This is a genomic window from Novosphingobium sp. B 225 (assembly GCF_002198665.1).
Classification (GTDB): domain Bacteria; phylum Pseudomonadota; class Alphaproteobacteria; order Sphingomonadales; family Sphingomonadaceae; genus Novosphingobium.
Map to the genome: position 1 here is coordinate 320,794 of NZ_MWLM01000064.1, position 12,795 is coordinate 333,588.

The following is a 12,795-nucleotide window of genomic DNA, read 5'->3' on the forward strand; positions in this document are numbered from 1 at the left end:
AGCGGGTCGGGCTAATTTGGAAGTAAAGGTTCGGTTCTGCCGGGCTTCCCCGCAAACCGGTCCGCCGCCCGCACCAGGCCATCAGTGATGCCGGGTTCGGTGAACAGATGCCCCCCATCGGGGACAATCTGCAAGTCCACTTCAGGCCATGCCTGCTTGAGCGCCCAGGCGGCGGCCGGGGGCGTGCAGCAATCGTGGCGGCCTTGCACAATCACGCCGGGGATATAGCGCAGCTTGTGGGCATCGCGCAGCAGCTGGCCGGGTTCGAGCCAGCAGTTATGGCGGAAATAGTGACATTCAATCCGCGCGACCGCCACGGCATGATCGTCGGCGGTGAAATCAGCGAGCATTTCCGGGTCGGGCAGCAGGGTCACGGTCACGCCCTCCCACATCGACCAGACCTTGGCGGCAGCGAGCCGCACTGCGGCATCATCGCTGGTCAGGCGGCGGTGATAGGCTGCGAGCAAATCTCCGCGTTCTTCGGGCGGGACGTGGCCAGAAAATTCTGCCCATGCCTCAGGGTAAAGCTGGCTTGCACCATAGGTGTAGAGCCAGTCATATTCCTGCTGGCTGGCCAGAAAAATTCCGCGCAGCACCAGTTCGTTGACCCGCTCCGGGTGGGTCTGGGCGTAGGCGAGGCTGAGGGTGGAACCCCATGACCCGCCGAACACCAGCCACTTGTCATGCCCCGCCATCACCCGCAGCCGCTCGATATCGGCGACGAGGTGCCAGGTGGTGTTGTGGTCCAGTCCCGCAAACGGTGTGGACTTGCCGCAGCCGCGCTGGTCGAACAGCAGCACGTCATACAGTGCCGGGTCGAATTGCTGGCGCTGCTTGGCGCTGATCCCGCTGCCGGGGCCACCGTGCAGGAACACCGCCGGTTTGCCGCCCGGCGTGCCGCAGCGCTCCCAGTATATGCTGTGCCCGTCACCGACGTCGAGCATGCCCGAGGCAAAGGGTTCGACCGGCGGGTAAAGCGTGCGGCGCTCGCTCATGGCTTGGTTGCCAGCAGCTTGAGCAGGTCAGCTTTCCAGAATTTGGCCCAGGTGTGGGTGCCGTGGCCCTTGGTCTCCTTGCTCGCCGGGATCAGGATGAAGCGGGCGCGCGGCATCTGTTTGGCCTGTCGCTGGGCGATTCCCAGTTCGGGCGGGTTGATGAAATCGTCCGCGCTGTTGATCCACAGCACCGGAACCGTGATGTTCGAAAGCAGCGGCGCCGGGTTGTAAGTGCGCGAGGAATCGAGCTGATAGATCTGGTCGTTGGCGTCGCCCGGCTCTTTCGCCGCCGCAGCCTCACGCTCGGCCAGGAATTTCTCCGCTGCGGCGCGGGTTGGGAGCTGGTCTTGCAGCGCCACCGGATTGGCACCGGCGATCAAGGAAAGGTCGGCGGCGGTGCGCAGGCCCTGCATCGGCGGGCTGGTGTAATTGCCGCCGTTCCACACCGGATCAGCCTCAATCGCGTCGATCGACATCTTGCGCCAGATCCGGTTCCGCCCCGCGATCTCGACCGCGTTGCAGGCAAACGGGGCGAGCCGCTGCGCAAAGCCGGGGCGAGTGGTGCCCCAGACGAAGGCGTGCATACAGCCCATCGAGGTGCCGAGGATGAGCTTGAGTTTGGTCACGCCCAGCCCTTCAGTCAGCAGCCGGTGCTGCGCCGCGACCATATCGGCATAGTCATAGCGCGGGAACTTCATTCGCATGCCCATGCTGGGCTTGCTCGATCCGCCGTGGCCGAGGTTGTCGGGCAGGATCACATAGGTTTTGGCGAGGTCAAACGGCTGGCCCGGGCCATAAAGCTCGTCAGCGAACTGCGGGCGGAAGAACTGTTTGCCGGTGCCCCCGGTGCCGTGCAGCACCATCACCGCGTTGTCGATTCTGCCGTCAGCGCCCCGGTGCGGGGTGCCCAACGTGGTGACGTGCATCGCCACATCCATCGTCTCGCCCGTGCCGAAATGAAAGTCATGCAGCACCACGTCGCGTTCGGTGGCTTTGGACTGCCAATCCTCGGCGTGGAGCGGGGCGGCGATGAGGGTGAGGAGGGCGAAGAGCAGTTTGCGCATCAGGCGTTCCCTGAAAGCCGGCCTGCGAACAGGTCGACCACGTTGTTGCCGGTCTGGTCCACCACTTTGGGTGCGACCATGGCCTTGGCAAAGTCTGACGTGATGTTGCGGAAGTCCGGGCTGTCCTGCGCCGCAATCTGGGTGATGATCCGGGCGATGTCGTCCCCGGTCTGGCCATAGGTGGCAAAGACATTGCCCGTCGCGCCCATGTAATTGGCGACCATCCCGGCATAGGGCTGCGCCATTGCGGCGATTGCGGCGGCAGAGGTGCTGCGCACGGAGGCGACGAATTCGGTGTTGATCGGGCCGGGTTCAACCAGACTGACCTTGATCCCCATCTGCCGGGCGAGCGGGGCAAAGCCCTCCATCATCCCCTCAACCGCAAACTTCGCGGCGCAATAGGCCTCGTTGAAGGGTTGGCCGAGCAGCCCGCCGACGCTGGTGACGCTGATGATCCGCCCGCTGCCCTGCTGGCGCATCTGCGGCACCACTGCCTTGGTCATGTTCCAGACGCCGAAGAAGTTGACTTCCATCGTCCGGCGCAGATCGGCATCGCTGGTCTGCTCAACACTGCCCAGAAAGCCTGCGCCCGCGTTGTTGACCAAAAGGTCGATCTGCCCATGCCGTGCCAGCACTTCGGCCACAGCGGCATCGATCGAACCTTGTGAGCAGACATCAAGTTCGGTGACTTCAACTGCGACGCCCGCCTTGGCGGCTTCGTCCAGCAAAGCCGCACTCTTGCCGGTATCGCGCATCGTCGCGACCACCTGCCAGCCAGCTTCAGCCAGACGCACGGCGGTGTGCAGGCCGACGCCGGTTGAACATCCCGTAACCAGCGTCACTTGCCTGTCAGCCATTGCCTGTCTCCCTATTGTCCGAACCCGGCCAATCCGGCCACCCGGACCGCTTCCTTCGCCGCAGCGATCAAGGCCCCGGCCTTGGCCTCGCATTCGCGCTGTTCATAGGCGGGGTCGCTGTCGGCGACGATGCCTGCTCCGGCCTGGACATGCAACATGCCGTCCTTGACCACTCCGGTGCGCAGGACGATGCAGCTGTCGAGGTTGCCGTCGGGCGCGAAATAGCCGACGCCGCCGGCGTAAGCGCCGCGGGTTTCGGGTTCGAGTTCGGCGATGATCTGGCAGGCGCGGACTTTGGGAGCGCCGCTGACGGTACCGGCCGGGAAGCCCGCGAATACCGCATCGATTGCATCGTGGTGCGCCGCATCCAGCTGGCCGACCACATTGCTGACGATGTGCATCACGTGGCTGTAACGCTCCACCGTGTAACTCTCGGTGACTTTGACTGTTCCGGTCTGCGCCACTCGGCCGACATCGTTACGACCCAGATCGAGCAGCATCAGGTGTTCGGCGCGTTCCTTGGGATCGGCCAGCAGGCTGATCTCGTTGGCGCGATCTTCCTCTGCCGTCTTGCCGCGTGGGCGGGTTCCCGCGATCGGGCGGATCGTAACTTCGCCATCCCGGACGCGGACGAGGATTTCCGGGCTCGAGCCGGTGAGCGCAAAGCCGGGAAAATCGAGGAAATAGAGGAATGGTGAGGGGTTCACCCGCCGCAGCGCGCGGTACAGCGCCAGCGGGGGCAGCGGGAAGGGGCAGGTGAAGCGCTGGGCCAGCACCACCTGGAAAATGTCCCCGGCCTCGATATAGTCCTTCGCCCGCGCGACCATTTTGCCATAGGCACCTTCGGGCAGGGTCGGGGTCAGCACCGGTTCGGGCAGGCCCGCATCAAGCAGCGGTTCGGCGGCGGGCTGCGAAAGGCGGCGCAGCGCGGCGTCGATCCGGTCAGACGCCTGACTGAGCGTCTGTTCCGGGCTTGCGGGAGAGGGCCAGAGCGGGGCAACGCAGTAAAGCTCGTCGCTCAGCCGGTCGAACACCAGAATCAGCGTCGGGCGCACGAACAGCATGTCGGGCAGTTCCAGTGCGCTTTGCGGCGGACGCGGCAACCTTTCGATCAGGCCATAGGTTTCATAGCCAAAGTAGCCGACCAGACAGGCCAGCACCGGGGGCAGCGCGGCGGGAACGTCGATCTTGCACAGTTCAACCAGCGCGCGCAGTTCGGTCAGGCTGTCCCGGGGAAGGGAGACGAAGGCTGCCTTGTCATGCTGCCATTCGCGGTTGATTTCACAAGCTGCGCCGGTCGCGCGGAACACCAGATCGGGATCGAGCCCGAGCAGGCTGTAACGCCCGCGCACTTCGCCGCCCTGAACCGATTCGAGCAGGAAATCGCCGCGTCCCGGCTCGATCAGCTTGAGCGCTGCACCGACCGGGCTTTCGGTGTCGGCAATCAGCCGCCGCCAGACGATCCCGGAGCGCCCCGCCGCAAGAGCTACGCGCGCCGCTTCGCCGTTTTCCAGTCCCGCCCCGATCATCGGATCAGTTGCCGCCCTTCAGCCGGGTCTCCACCGCCTTGATCGCAGTTTCATTGCGCTTCACGCCCACGTCCTTGCGCATCGCGGCGATCAGCTGTTCGTAGTATTCCTGGCTGAGCACCCGGACGAACTGCTGCTTTACCTCGCCCAGGCGGGGATCGTTGGCGGCGATCTGGCCGGGGATCACGTCCACCGCCTTGACCACGTACCATCCACGGTGCTGCGGAGCAGCCATCAGCTTGACCGACCCCTTGGCGATCGCGAACAGCATTGAAACCGGCGGCGGGGCCTTGTCAGCCATGGCCTGAACCTGCTGGCGGGGCAGATCAAGCTTGTCGACCGGGGGCAGGGCCATGCCCAGCGCGGCGACGGCGGTTTGCATGTCAGCACCCTTGCGCATCGCGGCTTCAACCTTCTTGGCGGCGGCATGGGCTGCTTCGGCGCCCTTGGCGAGCTGGAAGTCGGTCAGCACCTGGGCCTTGATCTCGGCCAGCGGCGGCGCGGCGGCGGGCTGGATTGCGGCGGCATCATAGACCAGGAACGTCTTGCCCGGCTCAACTTCTGCCAGCTGCGGCTGGCCTTCGCCTTCCATCGCAAAGGCCGTGGGGATGACCCGCGCCAGCAGCGCGGGCGCAGTGGTGCCCGGCTGGCCAAAGACCTGCCCGTCGGCGGTCAGCGGCGGCGTGTTGCTGAGCGTCAGGCCCAGTTCCTTGGCAACATCGGCCAGGGTCGCGCCATTGTCGAACTCTTCCTCGATCCGCGCCGAATAGTCGGTCAGCGCGGCGCGGCGTTTTTCCGTGGTGAGTGCGGCGACAATCTCTGGCCGGGCCTGATCCAGGCTTTTTCCAGCCTTCCCTTCGATTGCATCGACCCGCAGCAAGACCCAGCCGATCGGCCCCTTCAGCGGGCCCACCACCGCGCCCTTGCTTGCCTTGAACGCGGCATCGGCAATTGCGGCAGAGGCCTGCCCAGAGAGGCTGGCAGGGGTCTGCTTGTCGAGCACGGCCACGCTCAGGCCCTTGGGCTGGGCGGCCTGTTCCATCGATTTGCCCGCAGCGATTTCGCCTGCGACCGCTTTGGCGGCGGCTTCGGTCGGCAGGATCAACTGGCTGAACTTGCGGCCTTCGCTGGCAGCATACTGCGCCTTGTTGGCGTTGTAGCGTGCCGCAACTTCAGCATCGGTGGGGGCGGCCAGCCCCTTGATCACTGCGTCGGTGAAGCTGGCATAGCGCAGCACGCGGCGTTCAGGGCGCTGATAATCGGCCTGGTTGGCCCGGTACCACGCGCCCAGTTCGGCATCGTCGGGCGCGGTCCTGGGAGCGAAGGCGGCGGAAGGCAGCATGGCGATCTGTCCAACGCGCCGTTCGGTGACGATCCCGGCATAACGCTGGCTAAGTCCGGTCGGCACCGAAATGCCCATGTCGGCGCTGGTCAGCAGCTGACGCGCCATCAATGTGGCCGCCACCTGGCTGCGGAATTGTTCATCGGTCAGGCCGCGCTGGTTCAGGAACCCGCGATAGGCCTGGTCGCTGAACTTGCCATCCAGCCCTTTGACCTCGGCAAATTTGCCCACTTCGCTGTCAATCAGGCGGTCACCGATATGGATGCCGTATTTTTCCCCGAAATTGCGCAAGGCGGTCAGATCGACCAGCTGTCCGATCACCCGGTCCAGCCCGCCCTGGGCCAGAAAGCTCTTCATGTTCAGCGTCGGATCTTCCTGACGCAGCTGTTCAACCGATCGGGTCGCAGCGCGTTCAAGTTCCGAAGTGCTGACCCGGTCATTGCCAACTGTGGCGATCCGGTCTCCCCCCGCGACGCCGCCAAAGGCGCCGCTGGAGGCGATATCCCCGCCAGCAAAGGCCAGGGCCATCAACCCTACAAACGACAGGGTGATGACCACGCCCACTTTTGAACTGAAGAAATTGCGGAAAAACTGCAGCATCGCACCTTCGCCAAACAGCTATGCCCGCGAAATGCGGGCCGGTCGGGCGGCTTTAGGCGGCAATTGGCCATCCCGCAATGGGCGGCGCGGCGCAACCCACGGCTCGTCGCATTGGCCGTGCTTGGCTTTTGACAAGCCGCGCCGTGGTGGCCTAGGCGCAAGGAGGATTCGCTGCGGGGCAAACCGCGCGGTGGTAATCGATGCAGGGGAACATATGCCGCACCGACCTTACATTGTCGGCAACTGGAAGATGAACGGCCTGCGCGCCGCGATGAGCGAGGCCCGGTCGATCGATCGCGGGGCCCAGCGTCATCCCGGCGTCCGGGTTGGCATCGCGCCGCCCTTTACGCTGGTTCATGCCATGGCCGAAACCGGGCAAAACCTGTTCGTCGGCGGGCAGGATTGCCACGCCCAGCCCAGCGGAGCCTTTACGGGTGAAGTCTCGGCACCGATGCTCAAGGATGCTGGCGCGGTCTTCGTCATCGTCGGGCACAGCGAACGACGGGCCATGCACGGCGAAAGCGACGCGATGGTTCAGGCCAAGGCTGATGCGGCCATTGCTGCCGGACTGGACGTGATCGTCTGTGTGGGCGAAACTGAGGCCGAGCGTGATGCCGGCCGTGCCGAAGCCGTGGTCGATGCTCAGCTGGAAGGCTCGCTTCCGCGCGGTGAGGGCGATGCAGCCCGGGTCACCGTGGCTTATGAGCCGGTCTGGGCGATCGGTACCGGACGGGTTCCTTCGGTGGATGATGTTGCGGCCATGCACGCTGCGATCCGTGCCCATTTGCTGGCGATCTATGGCGATGGCGGCGCTGCGGTGCGGATTCTGTACGGCGGCTCGGTCAATGCGGGCAATGCGAACGAATTGCTGGCGGTTGCCGAAGTGGGCGGAGCACTGGTTGGCGGGGCAAGCCTGACTGCGGACAGCTTCCTCCAGATCGTCGCTGCAGCCGGCCCGGCCGAGGATTGAGGCGGGCGGCAGGCCGCCACGCCTTGCGCTATGCCCCAACCGCGCCTAGATGCGCGGCAACAGATCTTTCTCGCGGATAGCCCATGTTCATATTCATCACCGTCGTTCAGGCGATTGTCGCCGCCCTGCTGGTCACCGTCATTCTGATGCAGAAATCGGAAGGCGGCGGGCTGGGCGTGGGCGGCAGCCCCGGCGGGCTGATGTCTGCCCGCGGCGCGGCAGACTTTCTGACCCGCGCGACGGCGGTGCTGGCAATCATGTTCGTGGTGCTCAGCATTGTGCTGGCGGTGCTGGCGGTTCGGTCCACTTCGGGCCGGACGATCGACACCAGCCTGCAGCGCACCCAGACCCCGATCGAGGCCCCGGCCGCTGCTCCGGCCAACCCGGCCGCATCGCCTGCTGCCGCGCCCGATCCCCTGGGCGGCGCGACCAAGCAATAAGCCACGCCCGGCCAGGTCGGCCGCAACGGACCGGATCGGTCCTGCGCGGACCCATGGCGTGCGTGAATTCTATCTCATCTGTGGATTGCGGCAGGCAACGCTTGCCCGAATCCCGCATACCGGATTAAGGCCCGAATCCCATGGCGCGGTTCATTTTCATCACCGGCGGCGTGGTCTCCTCGCTCGGCAAAGGTCTCATGGCGGCAAGCCTCGCGGCGCTGCTGCAGGCGCGTGGCTACAAGGTCCGCATTCGCAAGTTTGACCCCTATCTCAACGTCGACCCCGGGACGATGAGCCCCTATCAGCATGGCGAAGTCTATGTGACGGATGACGGGGCCGAAACCGACCTGGATCTGGGGCACTATGAACGCTTTACCGGCGTTTCAGCCCGGCAGGCGGACAATATCACTTCGGGCCGGATCTATCGCGACATCATCGCCAAGGAACGGCGTGGGGACTATCTCGGTGCCACAGTCCAGGTGATTCCGCACGTGACCGATGCGATCAAGGAATTTGCCAAGGCGGATACCGACGATCTCGATTTCGTGCTGTGCGAAATCGGCGGAACCGTGGGCGATATTGAAGGCCTGCCCTTTATCGAAGCCCTGCGCCAGCTGCGCAACGAACTGGGCCGCGAGGCGACCTGTTCGGTCCATGTCACGCTGGTTCCCTATGTTTCTGCGGCCGGTGAGCTCAAAACCAAGCCGACCCAGCATTCGGTTCGCGAACTGACCAGCCTGGGGATCCAGCCCGACATCTTGCTGTGCCGTTGTGAGCATCCCTTGCCCGAGAACGAGCGCGCCAAGATCGCGCTGTTCTGCAACGTCCGCAAGCAGGCCGTGATTCCGGCCCTGGACGCCAGCAGCATCTATTCCGTGCCGATCCAGTACCATGCCGAAGGGTTGGATGACGAAGTGCTGCACCATTTCGGCCTGACCGCACCCAGGCCGGACCTGGCGCGCTGGGTCGATATTGTTGATCGCTATCAGCATCCCGAAGGCGAAGTGAACATCGGCGTGGTCGGCAAATATGTCGGCCTGCCCGATGCCTACAAGAGCCTGAACGAGGCGCTGGTCCATGGCGGCATGGCCAACCGGGTCAAGGTCAACATCCGCTGGATCGATGCCGAACTGTTTGAAGAGGATGACAGCGAGATCGTCGCCCGGCTCGAACCGCTCCACGGCATTCTCGTCCCCGGCGGGTTTGGTGTTCGCGGGACCGAGGGCAAGATCGCCTCGGTCCGCTTTGCCCGCGAGCGCAAGGTGCCGTTCTTCGGGATCTGCCTTGGCATGCAGATGGCCTGCATCGAAGGGGCGCGCAACACGGCCGGGATTGCTGCCGCCAGTTCAACCGAATTCGGCCCAACGGACGAACCGGTGGTGGGGATCATCACCGAATGGATGAGCCCTGAAGGCCTGCAACAGCGCGGTGCAGACACGGACCTGGGCGGAACCATGCGGCTCGGCGCTTATGAGGCCAGGCTGGCCGGCAACAGCCACGTTTCCGCGATCTATGGCGGCGCGACGACCATCAGCGAGCGTCACCGCCATCGCTATGAAGTCAACGGGGCCTACCGTGACCGGCTGGAGGCCGGGGGGCTGGTCTTTTCGGGGATGTCGCCCGATGGCCTGCTGCCCGAAATCGTCGAACGGCCGGACCATCCCTGGTTTGTCGGCGTTCAGTTCCATCCGGAATTGAAAAGCCGCCCGTTCGATCCCCACCCGCTGTTTTCCGGGTTCATCGCCGCCGCATTGCAGCAGGCCCGGCTGGTTTGATGGCCATTGGCCCGATGGCGGCGCGGGCAGTGGATCTGTGAATTTCTTGGCCCTCGGGACAAGATTGGCTTGCATTGCCGCCCAGCAATCCCATAGCGACACGCAACTGAAAGCGAATCGCAACAAAGCGGTCGCCAGCGGGTCGTGATGGAGATTGCGGAACAGGGTAGCACGCTGCGGCGGGGCATGATTTGTGCCAGGTGCAGATTGCGAAAGAAGATCGGTTGGGCATCAGCCAGCGGAATGACCGGTTACGCAATCCTAACCTAATCCGTTGCGGTTTCCTTCCCTCGATGCATGCCATCGGGTGACAAATGAATTCGGTGGGGCTATTCCTGCCAACAGACTTGTTGAGCGCTGATCGTCTTCTGCGACCCGGACGATCAATCCGCTGACAAGGCGGTGCGCAAGCACCGTGGGGGTGGGGCTTTCGGGCCTCACCCCCGAACTTTATCGGGTGCCGGGCTGCGGATCAGGCCGCAGCGCTGCCCTTGTCAGTCTGGACCACCGACAGCGACTTTTGCGTGCCGACCGGAATGGTCTTGGGCTTCATCGCTTCGGGCACTTCGCGCACCAGATCGATGGTCAACAGGCCGTCTTCGAGATTGGCATCGTCAACCCGGACATAGTCGGCCAGTTCGAAGCGGCGTTCAAATCCGCGCTGGGCAATGCCAACATGCAGGTACTGTGCGCCGGCCGCTTCCTCGCCCTTCTTGCCCTGGACCACCAGCAGGTTCTGCTGGGCGGTGATCTCGATATCGGCGGGCTTGAACCCGGCCACGGCCAGCGTGATGCGATAGGCTTCATCGCCGCGGCGCTCGATGTTGAAGGGGGGGTAATTATCGCCACTGTTCAGCCGGTTGTGGTTTTCCAGCAGATCGAACAGCCGGTCAAAGCCAACCATGGTGCGGCGATAGGGGGTAAAATCGAAACGGTTCATGGCAAAATCCTCTTATGAGCGAGTTTGACTGGTACGAAGCCCGAAACCGGCGCTTCGTGGTGGTGCCATCCCCACATGCGGACCATGACACCACGGCAGAGATATGGTAGCCGGATCGCGTTTCAAGGGGTGGGGACGACCCGAAAGGAATTTGCATGACTGCGCCCAAGGTTGAAATCTACACCAAATGGGGCTGCCCCTATTGCGTCCGCGCCAAGGCGCTGCTCGACGCCAAGGGCGTGCAGTACGATGAGTATGACATTACACTGGGCGGCCCGAAAAAGGCTGAGATGCAAGACCGCGTGCCCGGCGCGATGACCGTGCCGCAGATCCTGATTGCCGATCAAGCCGTGGGTGGCTGCGATGAACTCCACGCACTGGAGCGCGCGGGTAAGCTTGATCCGATGCTGGGCTTGTGACGAGGATTGCCCTGTTCCAGATGACCTCGGGAATTGATCCCGAAGGCAATGCCGAAGCGATCGTCGGCGCGGTTGGCGGAGCGGCGATGGGCGGGGCGAAGATGCTGTTCACGCCCGAAATGTCCGGCCTGATCGACCGTGATCGTTCCCGCGCCACGCCGCATGTCGTGCCGGAAGCGCAGAGCATCGTACTGGCCAAGGTTTGCGAGGCGGCGGCCGGTGCGGGGATCTGGGTTGTGCTGGGCAGCTTGCCAGTGCTGCGCGAGGATGGCCGCTGGGCCAACCGCTGCTTTGTGATCGATGCCCAGGGCGAAGTTGCGGCGCGTTATGACAAGATCCACATGTTCGATGTCGATCTCGCCACCGGAGAGAGCTGGCGCGAATCCAATGCCTATGCGCCGGGTGAGCACGTGGTCACCGTGGAAACCCCGGCGGGCCTGCTCGGGCTTGCGATCTGCTATGATCTTCGCTTTCCGGCACTGTTCGAGGCGCTGGGGCGGGCGAAGTGCGACCTGATCTCGATCCCCGCGGCCTTTACGGTGCCGACCGGCGCGGCGCATTGGCATCTGATGCAGCGTGCCCGCGCGGTTGAGGCCAGCGCCTTTGTGGTCGCCGCCGCGCAAGTCGGCAAGCATCAGGACGGGCGCGAAACCTATGGCCACAGTCTGGTGGTGGATCCGTGGGGAGATGTAGTGCTCGACATGGGCGGCGCTGAAAGCGGCCTCGGCTTTGCCGAACTCGATCCCGCGCGGACCGCCGCCGTGCGTGCACAGTTGCCCAGCCTTGCCAACAAGCGCCCGATCACCACATAGGGCGATGCGATGATCGTGTTTGACCTGCAATGCCAAAACCTTGGCCACCGTTTCGAAGGCTGGTTCGCCAGTTCGGAGGACTTTGCCGCGCAGCAGGCACGCGGACTGGTCAGCTGTCCGCAGTGCGGCAGCGGCGATGTGATCAAGGCGCCGATGGCACCCGCGGTCCCGCGCAAGGGCAATCAGCGCAGCGATGCACCGGCCTTGCCAATGGCGGGAGGCAAGCTTCCCCCCGAAGCCGTGCAGATGCTGCAAAAGCTGGCGGAAGTGCAATCCGAAGCACTCAAGCAATCGCGCTGGGTGGGGGACAAATTTGCCGATGTCAGCCGCGCGATCCACTATGGCGATCAGGATCATGAAGTGGTCCACGGGCAGGCCACCGCGCAGCAGGCCAAGGAATTGCTGGAGGAAGGCGTGCCGGTTATGCCCTTGCCATTCCCGGTTGCCCCCCCTGAAGAACTCAACTGAACCATCCCGATCCTTGCCGCCCGGACCCGTGCGCGTTACAGGCCCTGTCGGCGCGCCCGTAGCTCAGCAGGATAGAGCACCAGATTCCTAATCTGGGGGCCATGGGTTCGAATCCCGTCGGGCGCACCATTTATACGGCGAATTCAAGCGCTTCCCCGGCCAGTTTGCGATCCCACGAAAACCCGGCGTCACATTTCTGCAATATGGTTAAAAATAGCGCTTGATCCGCTGAATCACTTGTGATTCTAAGGCTGAATGCAGGGCGGAAAAATCGAACACAGAATTCAGCGTGAAAGGGTGACCCAGGCCCTGGCGTTGACAGCCCTGCTGCTGATGGCCGGGATGGCGCTGTTCGGTCCCAGCGGATTGCTCGCCTGGAGCGAGAACAACCGCTTGCTGGCGCAGCGCCAGAAGGAATTGCAGCAGCTCTCGCTTGAGCGCAGTGACCTGAAAAACCGGGTTGCACTGCTCAATCCGCGCGGGGTCGATCCTGACATGGCAGGGGAACTGCTGCGCAAGGACCTGAATGTGGTCCACCCCGATGAAATGGTCATGCTGCTGCATTGATCGCTGCGGGCGGCGGC

General features: G+C 63.9%; 13 protein-coding genes and 1 tRNA gene. 8 read left to right on the forward strand and 6 right to left on the reverse strand.

Annotation, left to right across the window (positions count from 1 at the left end; genetic code table 11):
- Positions 1 to 11 precede the first annotated feature (11 nt).
- Genes pip through MNBBLIKP_RS13915 form a run of 5 tightly spaced genes read right to left on the reverse strand, consistent with a single transcriptional unit; the run spans position 12 to position 6,387 of the window.
- Positions 12 to 995, reverse strand: coding sequence for a prolyl aminopeptidase (gene pip / locus MNBBLIKP_RS13895; RefSeq protein ID WP_088310846.1), 984 nt, complete (start codon positions 993 to 995; stop codon positions 12 to 14).
- Positions 992 to 2,059 carry an alpha/beta fold hydrolase gene (locus tag MNBBLIKP_RS13900; protein ID WP_088310847.1) on the reverse strand — a complete coding sequence of 356 codons (1,068 nt, stop codon included), beginning with the start codon at positions 2,057 to 2,059 and terminating at the stop codon, positions 992 to 994. The genes pip and MNBBLIKP_RS13900 overlap by 4 nt, the downstream gene beginning before the upstream one ends.
- Positions 2,059 to 2,916, reverse strand: coding sequence for an SDR family oxidoreductase (locus MNBBLIKP_RS13905; RefSeq protein ID WP_088310848.1), 858 nt, complete (start codon positions 2,914 to 2,916; stop codon positions 2,059 to 2,061). The genes MNBBLIKP_RS13900 and MNBBLIKP_RS13905 overlap by 1 nt, the downstream gene beginning before the upstream one ends.
- Before the next feature lie 11 nt (positions 2,917 to 2,927).
- Positions 2,928 to 4,445, reverse strand: a complete 1,518-nt coding sequence (locus tag MNBBLIKP_RS13910) for an anthranilate synthase component I family protein (protein ID WP_088310849.1) — start codon at positions 4,443 to 4,445, stop codon at positions 2,928 to 2,930.
- 4 nt (positions 4,446 to 4,449) lie between these two features.
- Positions 4,450 to 6,387 (reverse strand): peptidylprolyl isomerase, encoded by a 1,938-nt coding sequence (locus tag MNBBLIKP_RS13915; protein ID WP_088310850.1) that lies wholly within the window; start codon positions 6,385 to 6,387, stop codon positions 4,450 to 4,452.
- A 214-nt stretch (positions 6,388 to 6,601) separates the two neighbouring features.
- Between MNBBLIKP_RS13915 and tpiA the strand changes: the two genes are divergently transcribed.
- From tpiA to MNBBLIKP_RS13930, 3 genes are all read left to right on the forward strand, one after another.
- On the forward strand, positions 6,602 to 7,357 hold the full coding sequence (gene tpiA / locus MNBBLIKP_RS13920; RefSeq protein ID WP_088310938.1) for a triose-phosphate isomerase: 756 nt from the start codon (positions 6,602 to 6,604) through the stop codon (positions 7,355 to 7,357).
- Positions 7,358 to 7,440: 83 nt separating this feature from the next.
- Positions 7,441 to 7,797 (forward strand): preprotein translocase subunit SecG, encoded by a 357-nt coding sequence (gene secG / locus MNBBLIKP_RS13925; protein ID WP_088310851.1) that lies wholly within the window; start codon positions 7,441 to 7,443, stop codon positions 7,795 to 7,797.
- A gap of 140 nt (positions 7,798 to 7,937) precedes the next feature.
- Entirely contained in the window at positions 7,938 to 9,572 is a 1,635-nt protein-coding gene (locus MNBBLIKP_RS13930) for a CTP synthase (RefSeq protein WP_088310852.1), read from the forward strand.
- A 472-nt stretch (positions 9,573 to 10,044) separates the two neighbouring features.
- Here MNBBLIKP_RS13930 and MNBBLIKP_RS13935 read toward each other — a convergent pair whose 3' ends face one another.
- Complete coding sequence (locus MNBBLIKP_RS13935; protein WP_088310853.1) at positions 10,045 to 10,512, reverse strand: Hsp20 family protein; 468 nt, start codon at positions 10,510 to 10,512, stop codon at positions 10,045 to 10,047.
- 155 nt (positions 10,513 to 10,667) lie between these two features.
- On the opposite strand from MNBBLIKP_RS13935, the gene grxC reads away from it, so the two are divergent.
- The 5 genes from grxC (at position 10,668) to MNBBLIKP_RS13960 (ending at position 12,778) form a co-directional block, all read left to right on the forward strand.
- Entirely contained in the window at positions 10,668 to 10,931 is a 264-nt protein-coding gene (grxC, locus tag MNBBLIKP_RS13940) for a glutaredoxin 3 (protein WP_088310854.1), read from the forward strand.
- Positions 10,928 to 11,743 carry a carbon-nitrogen hydrolase family protein gene (locus MNBBLIKP_RS13945; protein ID WP_088310855.1) on the forward strand — a complete coding sequence of 272 codons (816 nt, stop codon included), beginning with the start codon at positions 10,928 to 10,930 and terminating at the stop codon, positions 11,741 to 11,743. The genes grxC and MNBBLIKP_RS13945 overlap by 4 nt, the downstream gene beginning before the upstream one ends.
- Positions 11,744 to 11,752: 9 nt before the next feature.
- Positions 11,753 to 12,211 carry a DUF1178 family protein gene (locus MNBBLIKP_RS13950; RefSeq protein WP_088310856.1) on the forward strand — a complete coding sequence of 153 codons (459 nt, stop codon included), beginning with the start codon at positions 11,753 to 11,755 and terminating at the stop codon, positions 12,209 to 12,211.
- A 52-nt stretch (positions 12,212 to 12,263) separates the two neighbouring features.
- Positions 12,264 to 12,340, forward strand: a tRNA-Arg gene (locus MNBBLIKP_RS13955).
- Between the two features lie 126 nt (positions 12,341 to 12,466).
- The gene (locus MNBBLIKP_RS13960; protein ID WP_088310857.1) at positions 12,467 to 12,778 is read left to right on the forward strand and encodes an FtsB family cell division protein; all 312 of its coding nucleotides are present in this window, start codon (positions 12,467 to 12,469) and stop codon (positions 12,776 to 12,778) included.
- The last annotated feature ends 17 nt before the right edge of the window (positions 12,779 to 12,795 follow it).

Coding starts and splice junctions, on each gene's coding strand:
- pip (WP_088310846.1), bottom strand. CDS start 995: ATGAGCGAGCGCCGCACGCTTTACCCGCCGGTCGAACCCTTTGCCTCG.
- MNBBLIKP_RS13900 (WP_088310847.1), bottom strand. CDS start 2,059: ATGCGCAAACTGCTCTTCGCCCTCCTCACCCTCATCGCCGCCCCGCTC.
- MNBBLIKP_RS13905 (WP_088310848.1), bottom strand. CDS start 2,916: ATGGCTGACAGGCAAGTGACGCTGGTTACGGGATGTTCAACCGGCGTC.
- MNBBLIKP_RS13910 (WP_088310849.1), bottom strand. CDS start 4,445: ATGATCGGGGCGGGACTGGAAAACGGCGAAGCGGCGCGCGTAGCTCTT.
- MNBBLIKP_RS13915 (WP_088310850.1), bottom strand. CDS start 6,387: ATGCTGCAGTTTTTCCGCAATTTCTTCAGTTCAAAAGTGGGCGTGGTC.
- tpiA (WP_088310938.1), top strand. CDS start 6,602: ATGCCGCACCGACCTTACATTGTCGGCAACTGGAAGATGAACGGCCTG.
- secG (WP_088310851.1), top strand. CDS start 7,441: ATGTTCATATTCATCACCGTCGTTCAGGCGATTGTCGCCGCCCTGCTG.
- MNBBLIKP_RS13930 (WP_088310852.1), top strand. CDS start 7,938: ATGGCGCGGTTCATTTTCATCACCGGCGGCGTGGTCTCCTCGCTCGGC.
- MNBBLIKP_RS13935 (WP_088310853.1), bottom strand. CDS start 10,512: ATGAACCGTTTCGATTTTACCCCCTATCGCCGCACCATGGTTGGCTTT.
- grxC (WP_088310854.1), top strand. CDS start 10,668: ATGACTGCGCCCAAGGTTGAAATCTACACCAAATGGGGCTGCCCCTAT.
- MNBBLIKP_RS13950 (WP_088310856.1), top strand. CDS start 11,753: ATGATCGTGTTTGACCTGCAATGCCAAAACCTTGGCCACCGTTTCGAA.
- MNBBLIKP_RS13960 (WP_088310857.1), top strand. CDS start 12,467: ATGCAGGGCGGAAAAATCGAACACAGAATTCAGCGTGAAAGGGTGACC.